This window comes from Rhodoglobus galactosidasius (genome assembly GCF_054957775.1).
The window spans coordinates 173,216-193,276 of the sequence record NZ_JBQIAV010000007.1 but is presented as its reverse complement, the minus strand read 5'-3'; the positions used below and the strand labels follow the sequence as shown (position 1 = coordinate 193,276).

Here is a 20,061-nt window from a genome sequence, read left to right as displayed (position 1 = left end):
TCTCACTGCTCATTCCAGTGCATAATCGAGCCTATAAATTCAATTACGTTTCGTAATGAGGTGATTGTGTTCGACCCCGTGTTGCTGAAGTCTTTTGTTGCCCTCGCTGACGCTCTCAGCTTCACTGATGCTGCCCGAACGCTGACACTGAGCCAGCCAACTATCAGCCAACACATTCGCAAACTTGAGGCTGCCGCTGGCCGCACTCTCGTCGTGCGCGACACTCGCGCCGTATCTCTGACCGACAACGGCGAAGCGATGCTCGGTTTCGCCCGTGCAATTTTGGCCGAACAAGATCAGGCGGTGAAGTACTTCACGGGTTCGGCGATGCGGGGGCGACTTCGGTTCGGCTCCGCCGACGACCTCGCGCTCAACGAACTACCGGGCATCCTGCGCAACTTTCGCCAGTTGTACCCACAGATCAACCTCGAGCTCACGGTCAGTCAGAGCGGCACACTTGTGCGCCGGTTGCAGGCCGGGCAACTTGATCTGATCTTCGTCAAGCAAGACAAAGGCATGGAAGGTGGGCGACTAGTGCGCCGCGACCGGATGGTGTGGCTCGGCCACAAAAGCACGACATTGGAGTTGGGCGCACCCGTTCCGCTGATCGCCTATCAGGCGCCCAGTCTGGGCCGCGCCTATGCGATGCGCGCACTCGAGGCGAACGGCCGAACCTGGCGCATCACGTGCAACGTCAAGGAAGTCAACGGAGCCCTCGCCGCGGTGCGTGCGGGAATTGGAATTACCGTGTTTCCGCAGTCACTAATCCCGGTGGATCTTGCTCAAGTGCCGGCCACTTTCGAACTGCCCGAGCTCGGCGATGTCGACTTCGTCCTGCTTGATAACCCGATGGCTGCGCGAGAGCCTATCGATGCGCTCAGCACCGCAATCTTGAGTCGTCCTGCGCTCCTCTAACTAAGAACCAAGGTAACCAGCAGTCGCGGCAACTAGCAGTCGAGCCACCTAGCCACCAAAGCTTGGGGCTGAACCCACTGATCGCGCCCACGCTTCGCGCAACTCGCTCTCGCTGTAGATGTGCTCCGGACGAATTACTGTGTCGTCTGAAACGAAGTAGAAGGCCGCATCGATGTTCTCGGGCGCGATGCCCTTCCACTGCGCATAGGCCAGACGATAGAGCGCGAGTTGTAGCTGCTTAGCTTCAAGATCGGCAGCGTCGCGTGGGGCGCGACCCGTCTTCCAATCGACAATCTCGAAGCGGTCCCCTTCGGCATACACGGCATCGATCTTGCAGATCACCACACGGTCGTCGAAGGGAACGTGAATCTCAATCTCGACGTCGACCGGCTTGCGTGTTGCCCACGCTGAGCGTTCGAACGTGGCCTGCAAACGGGCAAGTTGTTCGGCATCCGCAACACCGTCGGCATCGGCCCCATCGATCTCGATCGACAAAGCGTCAAGCGTCTCAGTGGATGCCGAAGCGCCAAAGCGGGCTTCTACCCATTCGTGAAACTGGGTTCCCAATCGCGTTGCGCGGTAGGGCTTTTCGGGCATCGGCCGACGAAGCGAGAGTGCGACAGCTTCGGGGTCGGCGATGTAGTCCTTGAATCGGGATGCCGGGATGCGTTGCGGCAGCGGCGTGCGCTGGGCGTCGCTTGCCGCTCGGTTTCGCTCCGCGACCAGCAGATCGATCTCGTGCGACCAGAGTCCTTCGCCTCCGGGATCGGCGGCGCGCACAAGGTGAGCAGCTGTCTCAACACTCGTGCGACGGTTGCCGAGCGGATCGAACGGCCACAGCGGGTCAACAACGTCGTTGAGCGTCGGGTTTTCGTCGTTCATCGGATCGGTCGGAAGCTCAGCGATGAGTCCACGCTCTTCGAGTTCTTGCAGGAAAATACTCGGCGCTTGAGGTTTGCTGCGGCCCGACCAGAACGATCCGCTGAGCAGCAGATTGTCGCGTGCACGGGTGATGGCGACATAACCGAGACGACGCTCTTCGGCTTGGTGGCGGTCGGCAAGTGCTGCCTTGAAGTCTTTGAGCGAAGCATCAAACTCGGACTGGTAGCTCGCGTTCTCCCAGCCGAGTTCGGGCAACTCAGCAGCATCACCGCGGAAGGCGAATGGGAGCTTGCCGAAACCAACCCAGCCTTTTCCTTCCCGCGACGTCGCCGGTATTTCTCCGGCGACTAGTCGCGGAAGGGCAACCAGATCCCACTCCAAGCCCTTTGAGGCGTGGATGGTGAGCAGTTGCACAGTGCCCGCTTCGGCGTCATCGCTGCGTGGGCCCATCATGTCTTGCTGCGCAGCGCGCCTCAGCCACGACAAGAAACTGCCGAGATTGGCTTGATCGTCGCTGGCAAGAAAACCGGCCAGCTCATCGTGGAATGCATAGAGATTTGCCATGCCCTGTGCCTGCGGGCGGCTGGCGACAACCTCAACATCGAGCAGCAGTTCTTGCTCAAGCAGTCGCACCAGGTCGCCTAGCTCGAGCCCGACGCGCGACCGGAAGAAGGCCAGCTGTTTGGCAGCGGCTTTGAGCCGCGAAACGCCTTCTTCGCTGAACCCTTGAAGTTGCGAGTGGGTGGCTGGCGCTTCGCCAACGAAGTCGAGGGCATCCACAATTGACGCTGAATCATCGACCGCAACGGAGTCCCGCATTCGTTGCTTTACTTCGGCGCTCAGCTCGTGTTGCGTGACGGAGCGGCTCAGCAGCCACCGCGATAGCCCGGCAAGTTCTTGCAGATCGCGCGGGCCGATCGACCAGCGCGCACCTGACAGCAGTCGGATCAGTTCTGACCCTGCGGTGGGATCGTGGATGACGGTGAGCGCGCTCACGAGGTCGACGATTTCTGGAGTGGAGAGCAGACCACCGATTCCGAGCACGTGGTACGGGACCTCTTCGGCGCCGAGGGCTGCGGCAAAGCGATCCATGTCGCTGCGGCGCCGGAACAGGATTGCGGCGGTTGGCGGCGAGGGCGCGGTGGCCTCAGGGTCGGGGTCGTAGTGGTCCCAGGCTTGTAGAGCGAGTGCCCGCGCAAACCATTTGGCTACTCCCCTAGCCTCTTCGTCGATGTGCTCGAAGTAGTAGGTATCGATGGTGCCCTCGGGGGCTGACGGGCGAGCATCCAATGATTCGACGCGCACGGGTGAGCGTGCACTGAGCGGTTCGACGATGACGTTTGCTGCGTCGAGCACGCTCTTGGCATTGCGCCAACTGGTGGAGAGTGCGAAAACTTGGGCGTCGTTGTTGTCGGTGAAGTCGCGGCTGAAGCGGGCGAGGTTTGCGGCGCTTGCTCCGCGCCATCCATAAATTGATTGGTGCGGGTCGCCAACAGCCATCACCGAATGGTTGCTGAATAGCCGAGCGAGCAGGCGAGTTTGCACGACGCTGGTGTCTTGGTATTCGTCGAGCAGCACCACGCGGTAGCGGTCTTGGTAGTGCTCAACAACGTCAACGGAGCGTTCGCTGACCTCGAGGGCAAGAGCGACCTGGTCGCTGAACTCGAGCAAACCCTGCTGGCGTTTTTGCTGCGCGTATTGCACCGCCAGGGCGAGCAGTGGTGCAAGCGAACCGACCTCATTCACTGCTTCAATGACGGAAACGTATGGCGTCTTTTTGCGCGCTGTGTCGGCGTACGGCAGCTCAGAAAGTTCGGTGAATCGTTGCGCGTAAGCGGCGACTTCATCAGCGTTGGCCACGTTGTCGCTGAGCGCGTGGCTGAGATTGAGCACCGCTTCGGTGAGCGCGTTGATCGACTTCTCGAGCCCAATCAGGCGTTCGTCGGTGCTGGCGACGACGAGCTTGCGGGCCAACTGCCACGAAGAAGGATCGTTGAGCAGGGTCGACTCTGGTTCTCGGCCGATCAGCAGCGCGTTCTCGGTGAACAGCGCGCTAGCGAAGGAGTTGTAGGTCGAGATTGTGGGTTGGTCGAACTCGATCGACGCGGTTTCTGGGGTGGCCGCAAATCGTTCGGGATGCCGATCTTGTACGTCGCGCAGAATCGCAATGCGTTCGCTCACGCGCTTGCTGAGCGAACCGGCAGCCTTGCGGGTGAACGTGAGCCCCAAAATCTGATCGGGGCTGGCGAGGTTATTGGCTACGAGCCACACCACGCGGCTGGCCATCGTGTCGGTTTTTCCACTACCTGCACCGGCGACGACGAGCGCGGGAGTCAGCGGGGCCTCAATCACTACCTGCTGCTGCTCGGTGGGCGCGTGAATGCCCATGAGCTCGGCGAGATCGACAGAAGAAATCATCGTGCGCTCACCGCCGGAACAACGTGGATGCGGCAGTTGCCGAAACTCCACGGATCGGTACAGTGGCTACTCATGCGGGCCACGAACACGTTTGAGGCCATGCCTTTGGCATCGTCGATCACTCGCTGACGGAATAGTTCAAGCTGCTCATCGGTCATCGGTTCCTGTTTCGGGTCAACATAGTCCCGGGTTTTGGCAGTCGGTGAGAGCACCACAAGTTTGGCGCCGCCATTGACAAGCCCCTCGGGCACCCCATCGATCGCGCCAGATGCGAATGCCAGCTGGTAGGCCGCGAGCTGTGGATGATCGGCCACTGCGTTGTCGGTGGATGGCTCGTTCTTGCCGGTCTTGAGGTCAACGATCACGGCGGTTGTTCCTCCATACATTTCGACGCGGTCAATCTTTCCGCTGAGGCGCGCTTGCTCAAGCGGCAGCACAAAACCCATCTCGTTGCTGATGAGTTCACCCCCCTTGGACTCAAAGTCGCGCAGGTAGGTCGCCAAGTGTTGAGTCAATTTGCGAGCCCTTAGCTTCTCCGCTTCGGACTGCCACGAGGCTTCGAAACTCATCTCGCCCCAACGATCTTCGACCGCCCGAAAGAGTGCTTCTGCACTGAATTCGGTTGCCGTCTCAGCGACTCCGTGGATGAGCGAACCCAGGTTTGACGCGACGTTGGAAGTTGAGCCACCCAGCTGGTCGATCGCCCAGTGCAGCGGGCAACTCTCGAACGATTCCATGCGCGACGGGGAGACCCGCACTTCCGCTTCGGGATCGCTCAGATCGACTAACGGCACGGTCGTGCTCGGGTCACGCAGCCCGTACCAAGCACTGGGGTCGGCACCCGGCACACCTTCCTGAGCGAGCCTGGCGAGAGATGCCGCGGCAGGGCCCGCATTGGCAGACGTCGTCAGTTCACGCCGCAGCACCCCGACAAGCCCACGCAGACTGAGCGGCGGTCGAGCACGCATCGGCTCATCCGGTGTCGGAATCAGGGTCATGAACGGCGACGGCATACTGTCATCGCCCTCGACTGCGGTGACGATCACTTCACTGGTCGCCCGCGACACGGCTTGCGCGAACATCCGCAGCTCATCATGCAAAACTTCACGTCGGCGGTCGGCCACTGCGAGCTTCTCCCCCGCGAGCACGCGAGGCAGATCGTGCGCGCCCAACAGCGAACCACGCACGCGCAGGTTGGGCCACACGTTCTCTTGCATTCCGGCAATCACGACCACATCAAACTCTTGGCCGATGACGGATGCTGGCGTTCCGACCGTGACCGAGTCAACAATCGAGCGCGCGGCGAGTGTGTCTTCGGAGACATCGGCGGAGAGCCAGTCATTGAGAAAGACGTTGGCTGGAGCATCCGGCCGGCGCTCGACAAAACGTTTGGCGGCAGAAAACAGCGCAACGACGGCGTCGAGGTGACGGTTGGCTTCTTCTGCAACGATGCCAGAGCCGAGGGCCTGAGTGAACCACTGATCAGCGAGCCCACTGCGCTGCCAGGCACCCCACAACAGCTCTTCGATGGTGTCGCCGGCGGCACCCGCCGCAGCGGTCTCCCGCAGGTTGGTGGCCACCGCAGCAGCCTGCCGTGCCACCCGAGTTTCGATGCTCGTGAACCCTGCCGGTGCGGCGAGCGCCTGCGCGATCAGCTCATCGGCGGAGTCATAAATTTCAGCGCCGAGTGCTTCGTGACGCAACGCAGCCTTCAACCGACGCAACGAGACCGCATCGAAACCGCCGACAGAACTGCACAGAAGCTCCACCGCTGACGCGGCATCCAAGGCTCGACGCCCCAACGCCAATTCGAGCAACACGATGAGACCGTTCACGCTGAACTCGTCGCGAACCGCACTGCGAGCACTCGACACACTCGTGACGACCTCAAGCGTGCGCAACTGGCGTGCAAGTGAAGGAATGAGCGACCCGGTGCGCACAATCACCGCCATGTGCGACCACGGCACCGACTCAATAACGTGCTTCTCGCGCAGATGGCGGGCGATGAACGCCACCTCTTCGGACGGCGTTGCCAACTGATAGCTGTGGATACTCGACGGCACCGTCGCGACCGCTGCCGACTTGCGCTGCTCGATGAGCCCCGAGACTCCGATGCGCTGGGTCAGCTCAGTGATGGTCGCGCGTAGCACCGCGCTGTGCCGGTGCACTGACGACAGGAAAAGTGTTTGGCAGTTGTCGAGCTCAAGCCGCGCCGCCCAGGCTGCGAGCACAGCAGGCTGCGCGCCACGGAATGACCCCGTAGTGAGATCGGGATCGCCGAAGCCGATAATTGTGATGCCGCGACTTGCCAATGCACGCAGCAAAGAAATCGTGGCTTCGGTGAGCTCGTGAGCGTCATCCACAATCACTAAGCGAAGTCGGTCGATTGCAGCGTAGCGCCCCTCGGTGATGAGCGCGGCGGCCTCAGCAAGCAGCTCGCTCGCATCAAAGTGCCGGTCGCGATAGCTAGCCTTCACGCCGTCGTACACAGAGATGAAGGCGGATGCCGCTACCCATTCCGGACGGTCGGTGCGTTCGCCCAGCTGCGCAAGTTCTTGGGGCGTGACCCCAAACTCCACACAGCGCATCATGAGATCTCGCAACTCGGTGCGGAAGCCGCGCAGTCGGCGAACTTCCTGATCGAGGTGGGCCGGCCATGGTGCGCCATTGTTATCGGCGATCTCGCCAGCCAGCAGCTCGGCGATAATCTGGTCTTGCTCGGCGCCAGTGAGCAGCGTGGGGGCGCCATCGCCTGCCACAGCAGCAGCCTCTCGAATCACTTCGAAGGCAAGAGAGTTGGCGGTGCGCGCCATAGGCCCCAACGTTGGAGCATCGATTCGTGCCGCAAGTCGATCCCGCAGTGCTGTAGCGCTGTGGCGAGTGGCCGACAGCACGACAATCTGTTCCGGAGACCAGTCGCGAGCGTGCACCCGCTCGGCAACTACCTCAACGAGTGTCTCGGTCTTGCCTGAGCCTGGCGCCCCGACCACAATCGCGCTCACACCATCGTGAAGCGCGACAACAGCGCGCTGTGAAGCGTCGAGCGTGTGCGGCTCGGCAGCCGCGACATCCGCGCGCCCAGGGGGCAAGGTGACCATGAATCAACGTTATCTGGATGCGCTGACAGAGAACGGACATTCGCCGACTCTGGTTGTGTCGTAATCTGGGCGTGTGGACATAAGCATCGGTATCAACAACAGCCCCCGTGAGATCAACTTTGAGTCGGCACAGTCGTCGAGCGAGGTTGAGTCGATCATTGCCGAGGCATTGAACTCGGATGCCAAGTACGTGAGCCTGCGCGACGCCAAGGGCAAGCTTTACATCGTTCCGACTGCGGCTGTCGCCTACGTCGAACTCGGTGAAGAAGAGTCCCGCCGCGTCGGATTCGTGGCCTAGCGTGGAACTGCTCTTCGTCACAGTCATCGGTGCGTCGATCGCCGCAATCTTGCGGTACATACTGCCGTCACGCGGCATGTACGGCAGCGCACTGCTGCCTGCCGTCGGTGCGGCTGTAACCGCAACGGTGTGGGTTGCGCTCGTGTGGGTCGGCTTCACGTTCGACGGAACCTGGATCTGGTTAATCAGCCTTCTGGCTGGCGGCGGTGCAGCCCTCGCTACCGCGCTACTGCTACCGCGTCACCGTGAAGCTGCGGATGCTCGCGCATTCGACGAGCTCGCACACAACTAGCTAACTCGCTCGCAGCACCGCTGTTGACGCAGCGAACCAGCGGCTCGCCAGCGCACGAATCTAGGCAGTAAGGCCGAGCGCATCCATTCGACGCGTGTGTGCGGCGATGAGTTCGGTGAATACCGGCTCGACCTGCGCCTCGGTTGATCGTGTGTGATCTGGGAATACGAGAGCTGATCGCGCAGCCAGCATCATGTCGCCAACGAGTCGTCGGCCCCACATCGCTAGTCGGGAGTCAAGCCGCGGGTTGGCATCGATCGCTGCCTGCAAGTATTCAGCAAGAACCTTCTCGCCGGATTCACCGGAGAAGATTGCGACCAAGCGTGTGTGCGATTCCGTGGGAAGGCCCGCAGCGAGTCGCGCATAGAAATCGTCGAAGAAACCGGCACTGAGATAGGCAGTAATCATCGCCTCGTACCAGTCGGCGCCGCGAGCAACCCGCTCGAACTGATCAAATGCGTCAGTAAAGGGATCCATTACTTCGGCCGGCGAACCGCCCACCTTAGTAATTTCGGCGACGAGCGCTCGGTGCTTGCCCAGAGACAACTCCGCAGCTTTGCCGATCGCCGTTTTGGCTGCTGTCGTTGGCGCATTGGAAATTACCCGAGATAGATTCTCGAAGATCATGAGTTGCACATAGGCCGCACGCCCGAGGAATCCCAAAATGTCGGGAGCAAACTCTGCGAGCGCTATTTTTTCGGTCGGCAAATCATCGGAACGTGATCGAAGGCGAGGCACTTCGATGCGTCCTGATTCGCGTGAAAACCACTTAGCCACCCAGCCAGCTTAGAGCGTGTTGGTGCTTGACGCGGGTGCAACAACCCGCCTCGCCGCTCCAGTTCACCGCTTCAGCCCAGTCCTACCCGCTAAACTTCGGGCATCCCCCCGAATCTGGAGGGGGTCCGGCGCCCCAGGTCAAAAAGGGCGCATCGCACCTAGACGGGCTTCATACGTGACTTTCTCAGAACTCAATATCGATCAGGACATGGTCGATGCGCTTGCAACCAAGGGCATCCTCGAACCGTTCCCGATCCAAACTCAAACCATCCCCATGGGTCTTGCTGGTCAAGATATCATCGGGCAAGCAAAAACCGGTACCGGCAAAACGCTCGGATTCGGCCTCCCCGTGTTGCAGTCGCTGGGCACCGACCCAGAGCCCGGAGTGAAGGCACTTATCGTTGTGCCGACTCGCGAGCTGTGTGTTCAGGTAGCTGAAGACCTCGTGCTTGCAGCATCCAATCGCTCAACCAAGATCGCCGCGATCTATGGCGGCAAGGCCTACGAGGGTCAGATCGAACAGATCAAGGATGGCGCACAAGTCATCGTCGGTACTCCCGGCCGTCTGCTTGACCTGGCCAGCCAGCGAATGCTTTCGCTAAAAAACATCACGGTCATGGTCTTGGATGAGGCAGACAAGATGCTCGACCTCGGCTTCCTCTCCGACATCGAGAAACTGTTTGCGCAGACTCCCCCCACACGCCACACCATGCTGTTCTCCGCAACGATGCCAGGGCCAATCGTGGCTCTCGCTCGTCGCTTCATGAACAAGCCGATTCACATCCGCGCCACCGACCCCGACGAGGGTTTGACGCAGAAGAACATCAAGCACGTCGTTTATCGTGCGCACAACCTCGACAAAGATGAGGTCATCGCCCGCATCCTGCAGGCTGAAGGCCGCGGCAAGACTGTTGTGTTCACGCGCACCAAGCGTGCTGCAGCCAAGCTCGTTGAAGAGCTCAACGATCGTGGCTTCAACGCTGCGGCCGTTCACGGTGACCTTAACCAAGAGCAGCGTGAACGTGCAATGGCTGCGTTCAAGGCCGGCAAGAAGGACATTCTTATTGCGACGGATGTTGCGGCTCGCGGAATTGACGTCAACGACGTTACGCACGTAATCAACCACACCATCCCCGACGACCATGACACCTATCTGCACCGCGCCGGCCGTACCGGTCGCGCAGGCAAGACCGGTGTCGCTGTGACGTTCGTTGACTGGGCAGACATGCTTAAGTGGACGCACATCAACAAGGCTCTCGAGATGGGCATCCCCGAACCGACCGAAACATACTCGTCGAGCCCGCACCTCTTTACCGACCTCGACATTCCTGAGGGCACCAAGGGTCGCCTTCCTGGCTCGCACGCCCCTGTCGTTCGCACGGCGACGTCGGGTGGCTCAAGTGCAGGCGGTCGCTCAGGCAATGGCCGAGGCCGCGACTCGCAGCGCTCAGGCGATGGCTCGTCACGACCACCGCGCAACCGTTCGCGTTCGACCGGATCCGATTCAGGTTCGGGCAGCGATGCTGGTTCCGCTTCGAGTACACGCTCGACTGACGAGAACGTTCGCCCCGAAGGTGGCGGAACCCACGATGGTGGAGCACCGGCACGCCGCAAGCGCACTCGCCGCCGCCGTGGTGGCAATGAGGGTGCGCCGACTCCACCCCCGAGCGCCTAACACGCGCTATCCAGAAGTTTCAAGAAAGCTCCACCTCGTGTGGGGCTTTCTTTGTTGGTGCGCCGGGACTGACACGGCACTCTCAACTGCTCTCCACATGGTCCGCCGGCGGCTCTGGTTTTATCGGCAGAATGGGCGCACACTGGGAGAAACGTTCCTCAGCGCACGGTAGGCAAGGAGGAGAGCAATGCCGGTGCACAAGACGAACTATTCACCAGACTTCATGCCTGTTCTCTCAGTTGGGCGTCACCGAGCCCCGCGCAGGGGTGGATGCTTTATGGAGTTCGCCTCCTACCTTGCCGGAGAGAAGTGGAGCGACCACCCCTCGTGTACGCACCCGGCGTTAGCCCTCTTGGCCCGGTTGGTCAACGACTGCACTTCTGACGGAGATCGGTCGAAGCTGGCAGAACTCATACCTTCGGTGATCGGCGTGACCAGTGCCGATCCGCGAGTGGAACTTCGCATCGCGCTGCGAGCCGCAACAATGGCTCTGCCGATTGCCAGCGAGGAACGTCAACGAGCGCTCGCAGTCGGCATCATTGCTATCCAGTCGCAGCTGGCTAAATTTGAGTCCTTGGCTGACTCAACCCTGACGGTCGGCGTCGCTTCAGCTTTCGCTAAAGCTCCGTATGCCGAACATTGGGCACGAAAGTTCATTGCTGAGCACGGTGTCGAACGTCGGGGACGCGCGGTAATGCGAATGACCGAGTCCATCATCCGCACGGCTGTGATTGGCATCGCCGAGGCCTGCTCGCCTAGCACCAACGAGCGCATGAGAGCACTGCTTCGAAGCGCAATCGAAGATTGCCGCGTAATAGTCGACAGCAACTTCGCGGATGCTCAGACGAACACGTCAGGAATCGCTACGCCAATCGCCGTCAGCTAGTGAAACGTACTCATCGAGCCCCAGCTCTTCACCGAGCTCGATATTCCTGAGGACACCAAGGTCGCTACCTCTGGCCTGCCTATGTTCGTAGCGAGTCAGCGACGCCACGGAGCGCGGTCGCCGACTCGGTGAGGAGAAGCATCTCCCTCTCGCTAAACGCGGTTTCCTTGATCGGGGTTGCCCCCGAAGCACTAACGATGCATGGCACCGAGAGCGCGACGCCGCTGAGCCCGTGGAAGTCGGTGAGCACGGGAGCGACAGGCATTACGGAGTGTTTGTCGCCGAAAATAGCTTCGACGATATGTGCGGTCGACAAGCCGATTGCGTAGTTCGTCGCGCCCTTGCCCTCGATCACCTTATAGGCGGCGTCGCGGACGCCGATGGCGATTTCATCGAGCTCCGCTTGCGTCATACGCGGGTGGCCTTCGCTTTCCCATTCAAGAACCGGAACACCACCGATTGTGGCCCGCGACCACAGCGGGAATTCAGAGTCGCCGTGCTCTCCAACGATCGACGCGTGAACGCTGGATGGCGATACGCCTGCGCGTTCTGCGAGGTTCCACCGCAGACGCGAAGTGTCGAGCACTGTACCGGAAGCGAAAATACGCTCGGGCGGGAGGCCCGACTGCTCTTGGGCGAGCACAGTAAGCACGTCGCAGGGGTTTGTCACAATGACATAGATCGCGTTGGGAGCGACCTCCATTAGCTGCGGCATCATCGACCCAAGAATGCGGGCATTGACATCAGCAAGCTCAAGGCGGGTCTGGCCAGGGTTCTGCTTTGCACCAGCGGTGATCACAACGACGTGCGACCCTGTAACGACAGAGATATCACTTCCGCCCACGATCTGACTTGACCCCGTGAACTGTGTGCCGTGGGCTAGGTCGAGCACTTCGGCATCCACTTTCTTCGTAGCGATGTCGTACAGCGCGATCTGGCGGGCCGACCCCCTGATCAGGGCCGCATACGCGGCGCTTGCGCCCACACTGCCGGCTCCAACAATCGTGAGTTTTGAGTTCTCGACTACGCTCATGTGTTTAGTTTGCCACGACCGCTGATTCTCGTGCGTGAGCAAGAACCGGTACAGACACAGTGGGCCACGTCCTGTCGGGCGCCAGCCCGTTTTCGAAGGCTAGGCGTGTAGCGACGCCGCGTGCGCTAGGGCGGACTCGCTGCGGCATCCGACGATCGCAGGTGCTTGCTCAATGAGCGCGTCGTTCGTGATGGCCTCGACCATGAATGGACTCTCGCCGCGACCCCGGGCTCGCCACCCTGCGTCACCACGATGCCGTGATTGGAGCGCTCCGGGTCGGCGGATTCTTCATCGCCGGCGCCGCCCACGCGTTCTCCGCACTCGACAGCTACATCTACGGTTTCGTTCTCCAGCAGGTCAGTCTGCCGTTCAGTACGCCCGATGAGCTCACCGAGGTTGCCGAGTCGATCGTGCATGACATGCCCGCTGACGAGTTTCCCCACCTGACGGAGATCGCAGTCGGTCACGCGATGTTGCCCGGCTACAGCTACGCCAACGAGTTCGAGATCGGGCTTGATCTCATCCTCGACTCGCTCGAACAGCGCCTCAGCACAGACGGTTGGAGCAGCGCTCCCGCCTCAGCGCGCGCCTTCTAGGCCGTCATTGCGGCAGCGAGCTGGGCAACTAGCCGCTCAAGGATGGGACGCGAGGTAGCGACGTTCACGCGGATGTGGCCAGCACCAACCGCACCGTAACCGACTCCACCATTGACTCGGATGCCCGCCTTTTCGGCCAGCATTTCCGCGAGTTCTGGCTCATCCGAATATGCACGCAAGTCGACCCACGCCAGATAGGTGCCCTGCATCGGAGCCATCTGTGCGTCGGGAAGCTGCTCTGCGAGCGCTGCCCACAGGTACTCAATGTTGCCCTCGACGTATTCGCGTACCTCACTCAGCCATGGCTCGCCCCCTAGGTAGGCGGCCGTGTTCAGACGCATACCGGGCGTGCTTGCCCCGTGAGACGCCATCCAGCCAATCGTCTCCCAAAGAGCGCGATCGGCGTCATTGCTCAGGATGATTTGTGCACACTTGAGCCCGGGCAGGTTGAAAGCCTTTGACGTGCTTGTTGCGGTGATCGAAACACGTGCTCCGGCATCCGAGACGCTCGCTAGCGGCACATGGCGGTTGCCGAAGAGTGTGAGCGGCGAGTGAATTTCGTCGCTAAAGACGCGGGCACCGTGGGCGTCGGCAACATCAGCGAGCGCAGACAGTTCGTCGCGCGAGTAGACCTTGCCTGTAGGGTTTCCGGGATTAGCGAGCACGAGCAGGTTGGCGCCGGCGGCAAAGTGCGTGGCGATGTCGTCGAGGTCAAGCGCAAAGCTGCCGTCGTCGCCGCGCAGCATGGGTGATTCGATGACGTCGCGGTCGAAGATTTTCGGGACGAGCAAGAACGGCATGTAGGCCGGCGTGGGCACGATCACGGGTGCCCCGGGCTTGCTGAATTCGACGATAGCTAGCTCGAGCCCTTTGATCACGTCGGCCAGCGGGAAAATGTCTGCGGTATCCACTGCCCAGCCGTATTGTTCGTTATGCCATTTCGCTGTCGCAGCGCTCATCTCCCGCGCAACCGACTCATTGGGGTACCCAAATTCGAGACGCTCAGCGATCGACGCCCACTCCGTGAGCACGGCTGGCGCGGTGCCGAAGTCCATTTCAGCAACACCGGCACACAGCAGTTCACCTTCGGGCGCCGTCCATTTATTGCTACCGCGGCTCCGCAGCAGTTCGGGGGTGAGGGCATTCCACTGTTCGGCGTTACTGGTCATGCTGTCTCCTACTCGGCGGGGTTAATGGCGAACGCTGACGTCTCGGCGGCGCAGTCTCTAGGTCGTGGCGTTGGCGATGAACGGCTTCGAGCCGGTTGCCCGCGCAATGATTTTGTCGAGCACGGTCGGCGCGGTGGTGTTTTCGCCGAGGCGGTTGGGCTTGCCCATCCCGTGATAGTCACTGGCCCCTGTAGCTTCGAGCCCGTATTTAGCGCACAGCTCAAGCAAAAATTCGCGGCCCTCGGGCAAGTTATCGCGGTGATTGACTTCAAGCCCAAACAGGCCTTCGTCAGCCAACGATTTGATCACCGAACCGGTGAGCTGGCGGTACTTTCCGTGGGCGGCCGGATGCGCGAGCACAGGCACTCCGCCTGCTGCGACGATCATCTTGACTCCCTCGAGCGGGCTCGGGGCGTAGTACTTCTCGTAGTAGCCGCCCTGCCAGTGCAGGATGCTCTCAAACGCCGCACTGCGGTTGGAGACGTGCCCCTTGCGCACGAGTGCATCGGCAATGTGTGGGCGCCCTAGGGTGGTTCCGTCTGACGATTCGGCGAGTACGTCATCCCAACTGATGTCGTAGTCGAGAGCGATCTTCTCGACGATGCGTTCAGCCCGGCGCAGTCGGCCATCCCGAATGCGTGCCGTCTCGGTGACGATGGTGCGGTCGAGCGGGTCAAAAAGGTAGGCGAGCACGTGCACGCTCGCTGGGCCATAGTTGGTGCTCAGTTCCATGCCAGGGATCACGGTGATTCCTGAAACGGCGGCAGCCGAGATCGCCTCCTGCCAGCCCGCTGTGGAATCGTGGTCGGTGAGCGCGACAGTGCCGAGCCCAGCTCTCTTGGCAGACCGAACCAGCTGGGTAGGCGTTTCGGTGCCGTCAGACACAGCACTGTGAGTGTGCAGGTCGATCGGTGTGTTGCGCATTGTCCAAGCCTATTGCTCTAGGCTCAGGTCGCTATGTTTCAACGCATCCTTGCAGCGACCTTTATTGTCGCTATCGCCGCCGCCCTTGTTGTCGTGGCTTGGCCTCAGCTGTTTTCGCTCGAACAGACTGCGGGAGTCGCACAACTGGTTTCGCTTCGCGGCCTCGCTGCCGCCGTGGCATTTGTCGCCGTGCTGGGGTTGACGCTGATCTCTCTACTTTCGGCGCGCATGCACCGGTTCACGGCATCCCTCGCTGTTGTCGCGCTCGCCTTCAGTGCGCTCAGCCTTGTTGTGCTGGCCACGCGCGGTTTTGGCAGCCCCGGATTCGAGACCAAGGCAGAGGGTGATGTCACGGTGCTCTCCTGGAACACGCTTGGCGATGCGCCAGGTGCCTCGACTATCGCTGAACTCGCACTACTGAATGATGCGGATGTTGTGACTCTGCCAGAAACTACCCGCGAGTTGGGCTTTGAGATTGCCCAGTTGATGGCGGATGGCAATCGCCCCATGTGGGTGCACACGCTCGCCTACGACGAGGTGTCAAAGTCCCGGTCAACGACGATTCTGATTAGCGTCGATTTGGGCGAATACAGTGTTGACCTGTCAACCCGCACCACCTCGACACTGCCCAGTCTGGTGGCGGTGCCGCAAGACGGCGACGGCCCCACGTTTGTTGCTGTGCACGCTGTCGCACCTATTCGCGGCGAAATGGCCAACTGGCGCAGTGATCTCGACTGGCTTGCCGATCAGTGCCGGGCCAGCAACGTCATCCTGGCTGGTGACTTCAACTCAACGCTTGATCACTATGCCTCGCTCGCCGATGGCGGAGACTTTGCGCTTGGCAGTTGCATCGATGCTGCAGCCGTCACCGACAATGCTGCCATCGGAACCTGGCCGACACAGTTGCCAGCACTACTCGGCGCCCCGATCGACCACGTAATGGCATCAAGCGACTGGTCGATTACTGGGATGCGTGTCATCGAATCTCACGATGGCAATGGCAGCGACCACCGACCCATCTTGGCGACCCTCTCGCCAACCCAATAGTGCCTTTTGGCACCCTAGGGGCGACACTAGATGTATGGCAGATTCATCACCACCCACCCCTCGCGCGACCTCTAACCGCTCAACGACTCCCCAGTCTTCGGGATTCTCTGACTACATCTCTTCTGGATGGGCTGAGCGCGTAGAAGCTGACGTAATTCCGCGCGATCAGGCAGCGTTTGCTGCAGACCGCCGCGCACGACTTTCGCAGCTCCACACCGGCAAACGCCTAATCATTCCGGCCGGTGCCGCCAAGGTTCGCTCCAACGACACCGACTACCCGTTCCGCGCCCACTCCACCTTTGCCCACCTCACTGGTTGGGGTTCGGATGCCGTTCCCGGCAGTGTGCTCGTGATGGAGCCGACTGATGCCGGCCACACCGCCACGCTCTACTTCCGTCCGGCTGCTGGCCGCGACACCAACGAGTTCTACGCGAACCCGGATGTCGGAGAGTTCTGGACAGGCCCGCGCCCGTCACTCAGCAACGTAGCCACCGATCTCGGCCTCGAGACTCTGCCGCTTGCCGACTTTGAGGCTGTGCTCGACCTCGTCGACGCTATTACGCTCATCGTGCGCGATGGTGACCGTGACGTGACCGATCAGGTTGATGGCCGCCGTCTACTGGCCGCCGATTCTGAAGCGCTTGAGCATGATCGCGATGGTGACCTCAGCCGCGACTTGAGCGAGTTGCGTCTCGTGAAGGATGTCTATGAGGTTAACGAGATGCGTGCTGCGGTGAACGCCACCCAGCAGGGCTTCAATGATGTAGTAGCCGACCTGCCCAACATTGTTGAGCACACTCGCGGTGAGCGCCTCGTGGAGGGCACCTTCAACCGTCGCGCTCGCGCCGAAGGTAACACCGTCGGCTACGACACGATCGCCGCATCAGGTCCGCACGCTTGTGTGCTGCACTGGACCCGCAACGACGGCCCCGTAAAGCCTGGCGACCTGATCCTGATCGATGCTGGTATCGAGCTCGACAGCTACTACACCGCAGATATCACTCGCACGCTGCCCATCAGTGGCACGTTCACCGAAATTCAGCGTCGTGTGTATGACGCGGTGCTGGAAGCGGCGGATGCCGCATTTGCGATCGTGCGCCCTGGAATTAAGTTCCGCGACATCCACGCCGAAGCAATGCGGGTAATCGCTGAGAAGACCGCTGAGTGGGGCCTGCTGCCTGTGTCTGCCGCAGAGTCACTGCTTCCGGACAACCAGTTCCACCGTCGCTACATGGTTCACGGCACCAGCCATCATCTCGGCATTGACGTGCACGACTGCGCGGCAGCCCGTCGCGACATGTACCTCGATGGCGTGCTTGAGCCCGGAATGGTCTTCACGATCGAACCCGGCCTCTACTTCCAGCCCGACGATCTCACCGTTCCCGAGGAGTACCGCGGCATCGGTGTGCGCATCGAAGATGACATTCTCGTGACCGAAGATGGTGCCGAAAACATGTCAGTCAACATCCCGCGCAGTGCGGATGCCGTCGAAGCGTGGATCGCACGCTCCTAGTGCTGGAGGCGTGCGTCAGCGATAGCTCGGCGCGCGCCTCACTAGTACCGGCGGCGAGTTCGCTATTTGGCAGTCTCGTCAGAGTCCTTGCTGTCGATCGCGTCTGATGCGCTTGGCACGTGCGGTGCCGAGTGCACACCGTGCGCCCCAGCAGCGGCCGTGCCCAGAATGCCGTGTGCCTTGGCTGCGAGATCGGGCGAGATGATGATCTCGTAGCGATCGGCGATGAGTTGTGACGTCGCCGCATAGTCGCGACGCTTGCGCATCATGGAGTAGTTGACGACTCCGAAGATCATTCCGATGCCTGCACCGGTAAGGATCGCGGCGAAGAAGATGCCCACTTGCTGGGGCGTTACCGGCGCGATGATGGTGGTGATCAGGCCAAAGAATAGTCCGAGCCACGCTCCCGTGGTTGCACCAGCGAGTGCTCCACGGCCGTAGCTCAATCGGGCTGTGACTACCTCGACGGTGGTGAGGTCACGACCGACGATGGCGATGCCTTTAACGTCGAATTCTGCTTTGGCGAGCTGGTTGATTACGGTCTGTGCGTCGGTATAGCTGTCGTAGCTGCCGAGAACGTCTCCGCGCGGCACGCTCGACTGTTGCCGCACACGGCGGGAGAATCCACTGAAGTTACTCATCGGTTCATTGTCCCATGCAAGGGTATGGTTTTAGTTGTGAGCACCTCAAGAGTATTCGTCGCCCGATTGGTGGGCTGCTCGGTCTTCGATCCCAATGGAGATCGCGTTGGCAAGGTTCGCGATGTGCTCGTCGTGGAGCGCTCTGATGCGAGCCCGCGCGTTGTCGGAATGATTGCCGAAGTCCCAGGCAAGCGTCACGTTTTTCTCTCCATCGGCCGTGTGACAAGCATCGGCTCTGGGCAGATCATCACCACCGGTCTCCTCAATCTGCGTCGCTTTGAGCAGCGTGGTGGCGAGATCCGGGTAATGGCTGAGTTGCTTGGTCGCCGCGTCGGTATGCGCGATGGTTCTGGCGAAGCCCAAATCGAAGACGTTGCGATCGAAGAGGTCGATATTGGCGAATGGGAGATCAATCAGCTCTTCCTGCGCCGCCCGAAAGCCGCTGGCTCACCACTCTTTGCCAAGGGCGCCACCGATTTTGCGGCGTGGGATGAGATCAAACACAACGCGCACAAGGGCGAGGCGCAGTCGGCTACCCAACTCGTTGCGAGCTTCTCTGACCTCTTGCCCGCTGACCTCGCCAACGCCATGCTCGAACTGCCCGAGCAGCGCATGATGGAAGTCGCTGAAGAACTTTCCGATGATCGTCTCGCCGATGTGCTCGAAGAGATGCCCGAAAAAGAGCAGGTTGATCTGCTCAACAAGCTCGATGACAATCGTGCTGCCGACGTGCTCGATCAGATGCAGCCGGATGACGCGGCCGACCTTATCGCCCATCTCACCGACGAGCGCGGCGAGACTCTCCTTGATCTCATGGAGCCCGAAGAAGCCGAAGATGTTCGCTTCTTGCTCAGCTACGACTCCGATACTGCCGGTGGTCTGATGACGACCGAGCCGATCATTGTGTCTGCCGACGCGACGGTAGCTGAGGGTCTTGCCCTCATCCGCCGTCACGAACTTGCTCCAGCGTTGGGTGCCGCAATCTGCGTCACCCTGCCTCCATACGAGCCGCCGACTGGTCGCTTGCTCGGTATGGTTCATTTTCAGCGGATGCTACGCTATCCGCCCAACGAACGTCTCGGTGCTTTGATTGACCAGTCTCTTGAGCCGGTACGCTCGTCGACAACGGCGGCAGAAGTTTCGCGCATCCTCGCCAGCTATGACCTCGTTTCGGTTCCCGTGGTTGATGACAACCACCGACTCCTCGGGGTGGTGACCATTGATGACGTGCTTGATCATCTGCTTCCCGATGACTGGCGAAGTACCACCGACGAGTCGGCGAGTTTCGACGACACTTCTACTAGACCGCTAACCATCGTTCAACAGAAAGCAATTCGCGCAGGGAGGGCACCACGTGGCACCAGCTAAGCGGTCACTTCGATCACAGCGCAACGAACTGCGCCTGGACACTCCCAAGGGTCTTCGCAGCGGTTTTGGTATGTTCCAAAGTCGCGATCGCATGGGCCGGTACTCCGAAGCTTTCGCTCGCGGCATGGGCACGCCGTGGTTTCTTGTTGGACTATCCGCCTTCGTTGGCGTGTGGTTGATTTACAACACCAGCGCACCAATCGGCGCCCAATTTGACCCTCGCGCCACCAACTTCACGTTGCTGACGCTGATCCTGTCGCTGCAGGCATCGTACGCGGCGCCAATGATCCTGCTCGCTCAGAACCGTCAAGATGACCGCGACCGTGTTCAGATCGAGCAAGATCGTCAGCGTGCCGAGCGCAACCTCAACGACACCGAATACCTTGCCCGCGAAGTTGTTGCGCTGCGTTTGGCAATGACCGATTTGGCCAGCAAAGACTTTATACGTGCCGAGCTTCGCTCCCTGCTCGAAGAACTCGAGAAAGATAGCGAGGCCGACGATGAGAGCTCGGCGCCTTCGTGACCGCTG

At 60.7% G+C, this 20,061-nt stretch carries 17 protein-coding genes; 10 read left to right on the top strand and 7 right to left on the bottom strand.

Annotated features, from left to right (window positions below; all coding sequences use genetic code 11):
• The first annotated feature begins 66 nt into the window (after positions 1-66).
• The gene (locus ACTJJW_RS10955; protein WP_462644584.1) at positions 67-915 is read left to right on the top strand and encodes a LysR family transcriptional regulator; all 849 of its coding nucleotides are present in this window, start codon (positions 67-69) and stop codon (positions 913-915) included.
• A gap of 48 nt (positions 916-963) precedes the next feature.
• On the opposite strand, the gene ACTJJW_RS10950 is transcribed toward ACTJJW_RS10955, so the two are convergent.
• Positions 964-4,215, bottom strand: coding sequence for an ATP-dependent helicase (locus tag ACTJJW_RS10950; RefSeq protein WP_462644582.1), 3,252 nt, complete (start codon positions 4,213-4,215; stop codon positions 964-966).
• Positions 4,212-7,313 (bottom strand): ATP-dependent helicase, encoded by a 3,102-nt coding sequence (locus ACTJJW_RS10945; protein WP_462644580.1) that lies wholly within the window; start codon positions 7,311-7,313, stop codon positions 4,212-4,214. The genes ACTJJW_RS10950 and ACTJJW_RS10945 overlap by 4 nt, the downstream gene beginning before the upstream one ends.
• Positions 7,314-7,386: 73 nt before the next feature.
• Between ACTJJW_RS10945 and ACTJJW_RS10940 the strand changes: the two genes are divergently transcribed.
• Both ACTJJW_RS10940 and ACTJJW_RS10935 read left to right on the top strand, forming a co-directional pair.
• Positions 7,387-7,611, top strand: a complete 225-nt coding sequence (locus tag ACTJJW_RS10940; RefSeq protein ID WP_341952554.1) for a DUF3107 domain-containing protein — start codon at positions 7,387-7,389, stop codon at positions 7,609-7,611.
• Between the two features lies 1 nt (position 7,612).
• A complete protein-coding gene (locus tag ACTJJW_RS10935) occupies positions 7,613-7,903 on the top strand; it encodes a hypothetical protein (RefSeq protein ID WP_462644578.1) in 291 nt (96 codons plus the stop codon).
• Positions 7,904-7,963: 60 nt separating this feature from the next.
• On the opposite strand, the gene ACTJJW_RS10930 is transcribed toward ACTJJW_RS10935, so the two are convergent.
• Positions 7,964-8,680 (bottom strand): ferritin-like fold-containing protein, encoded by a 717-nt coding sequence (locus tag ACTJJW_RS10930; RefSeq protein ID WP_462644576.1) that lies wholly within the window; start codon positions 8,678-8,680, stop codon positions 7,964-7,966.
• Positions 8,681-8,855: 175 nt separating this feature from the next.
• On the opposite strand from ACTJJW_RS10930, the gene ACTJJW_RS10925 reads away from it, so the two are divergent.
• Positions 8,856-10,355, top strand: a complete 1,500-nt coding sequence (locus ACTJJW_RS10925) for a DEAD/DEAH box helicase (RefSeq protein ID WP_462644574.1) — start codon at positions 8,856-8,858, stop codon at positions 10,353-10,355.
• Positions 10,356-10,542: 187 nt separating this feature from the next.
• The gene (locus ACTJJW_RS10920; protein ID WP_462644572.1) at positions 10,543-11,241 is read left to right on the top strand and encodes a hypothetical protein; all 699 of its coding nucleotides are present in this window, start codon (positions 10,543-10,545) and stop codon (positions 11,239-11,241) included.
• Positions 11,242-11,320: 79 nt separating this feature from the next.
• On the opposite strand, the gene ACTJJW_RS10915 is transcribed toward ACTJJW_RS10920, so the two are convergent.
• Positions 11,321-12,274 carry an L-lactate dehydrogenase gene (locus ACTJJW_RS10915; RefSeq protein WP_462644570.1) on the bottom strand — a complete coding sequence of 318 codons (954 nt, stop codon included), beginning with the start codon at positions 12,272-12,274 and terminating at the stop codon, positions 11,321-11,323.
• A 206-nt stretch (positions 12,275-12,480) separates the two neighbouring features.
• Here ACTJJW_RS10915 and ACTJJW_RS10910 point away from each other — a divergent pair, with 206 nt between their 5' ends.
• Positions 12,481-12,870 (top strand): TetR/AcrR family transcriptional regulator C-terminal domain-containing protein, encoded by a 390-nt coding sequence (locus ACTJJW_RS10910; protein ID WP_462644568.1) that lies wholly within the window; start codon positions 12,481-12,483, stop codon positions 12,868-12,870.
• Here ACTJJW_RS10910 and ACTJJW_RS10905 read toward each other — a convergent pair.
• A complete protein-coding gene (locus tag ACTJJW_RS10905) occupies positions 12,867-14,039 on the bottom strand; it encodes a MalY/PatB family protein (RefSeq protein ID WP_462644566.1) in 1,173 nt (390 codons plus the stop codon). The two genes, ACTJJW_RS10910 and ACTJJW_RS10905, sit on opposite strands and share 4 nt — an antisense overlap.
• A gap of 57 nt (positions 14,040-14,096) precedes the next feature.
• Complete coding sequence (locus tag ACTJJW_RS10900) at positions 14,097-14,963, bottom strand: PHP domain-containing protein (RefSeq protein WP_462644564.1); 867 nt, start codon at positions 14,961-14,963, stop codon at positions 14,097-14,099.
• 33 nt (positions 14,964-14,996) lie between these two features.
• Between ACTJJW_RS10900 and ACTJJW_RS10895 the strand changes: the two genes are divergently transcribed.
• Complete coding sequence (locus tag ACTJJW_RS10895; RefSeq protein ID WP_462644563.1) at positions 14,997-16,010, top strand: endonuclease/exonuclease/phosphatase family protein; 1,014 nt, start codon at positions 14,997-14,999, stop codon at positions 16,008-16,010.
• 34 nt (positions 16,011-16,044) lie between these two features.
• Positions 16,045-17,523 (top strand): aminopeptidase P family protein, encoded by a 1,479-nt coding sequence (locus ACTJJW_RS10890; protein WP_462644561.1) that lies wholly within the window; start codon positions 16,045-16,047, stop codon positions 17,521-17,523.
• 62 nt (positions 17,524-17,585) lie between these two features.
• On the opposite strand, the gene ACTJJW_RS10885 is transcribed toward ACTJJW_RS10890, so the two are convergent.
• Positions 17,586-18,164, bottom strand: coding sequence for a YflT domain-containing protein (locus tag ACTJJW_RS10885; RefSeq protein WP_462644559.1), 579 nt, complete (start codon positions 18,162-18,164; stop codon positions 17,586-17,588).
• A 36-nt stretch (positions 18,165-18,200) separates the two neighbouring features.
• Between ACTJJW_RS10885 and ACTJJW_RS10880 the strand changes: the two genes are divergently transcribed.
• Together ACTJJW_RS10880 and ACTJJW_RS10875 are read left to right on the top strand one after the other, a co-directional pair.
• Positions 18,201-19,532 (top strand): magnesium transporter MgtE N-terminal domain-containing protein, encoded by a 1,332-nt coding sequence (locus tag ACTJJW_RS10880; protein WP_462644557.1) that lies wholly within the window; start codon positions 18,201-18,203, stop codon positions 19,530-19,532.
• Positions 19,519-20,055, top strand: coding sequence for a DUF1003 domain-containing protein (locus ACTJJW_RS10875; RefSeq protein WP_462644555.1), 537 nt, complete (start codon positions 19,519-19,521; stop codon positions 20,053-20,055). The genes ACTJJW_RS10880 and ACTJJW_RS10875 overlap by 14 nt, the downstream gene beginning before the upstream one ends.
• The last annotated feature ends 6 nt before the right edge of the window (positions 20,056-20,061 follow it).

What these genes read in the sequence shown, in the direction of transcription:
- ACTJJW_RS10915 (WP_462644570.1), bottom strand. Translation starts at nt 12,274, where the DNA reads ATGAGCGTAGTCGAGAACTCAAAACTCACGATTGTTGGAGCCGGCAGT.
- ACTJJW_RS10900 (WP_462644564.1), bottom strand. Translation starts at nt 14,963, where the DNA reads ATGCGCAACACACCGATCGACCTGCACACTCACAGTGCTGTGTCTGAC.
- ACTJJW_RS10920 (WP_462644572.1), top strand. Translation starts at nt 10,543, where the DNA reads ATGCCGGTGCACAAGACGAACTATTCACCAGACTTCATGCCTGTTCTC.
- ACTJJW_RS10910 (WP_462644568.1), top strand. Translation starts at nt 12,481, where the DNA reads ATGGACTCTCGCCGCGACCCCGGGCTCGCCACCCTGCGTCACCACGAT.
- ACTJJW_RS10890 (WP_462644561.1), top strand. Translation starts at nt 16,045, where the DNA reads ATGGCAGATTCATCACCACCCACCCCTCGCGCGACCTCTAACCGCTCA.
- ACTJJW_RS10895 (WP_462644563.1), top strand. Translation starts at nt 14,997, where the DNA reads ATGTTTCAACGCATCCTTGCAGCGACCTTTATTGTCGCTATCGCCGCC.
- ACTJJW_RS10905 (WP_462644566.1), bottom strand. Translation starts at nt 14,039, where the DNA reads ATGACCAGTAACGCCGAACAGTGGAATGCCCTCACCCCCGAACTGCTG.
- ACTJJW_RS10950 (WP_462644582.1), bottom strand. Translation starts at nt 4,215, where the DNA reads ATGATTTCTTCTGTCGATCTCGCCGAGCTCATGGGCATTCACGCGCCC.
- ACTJJW_RS10945 (WP_462644580.1), bottom strand. Translation starts at nt 7,313, where the DNA reads ATGGTCACCTTGCCCCCTGGGCGCGCGGATGTCGCGGCTGCCGAGCCG.
- ACTJJW_RS10885 (WP_462644559.1), bottom strand. Translation starts at nt 18,164, where the DNA reads ATGAGTAACTTCAGTGGATTCTCCCGCCGTGTGCGGCAACAGTCGAGC.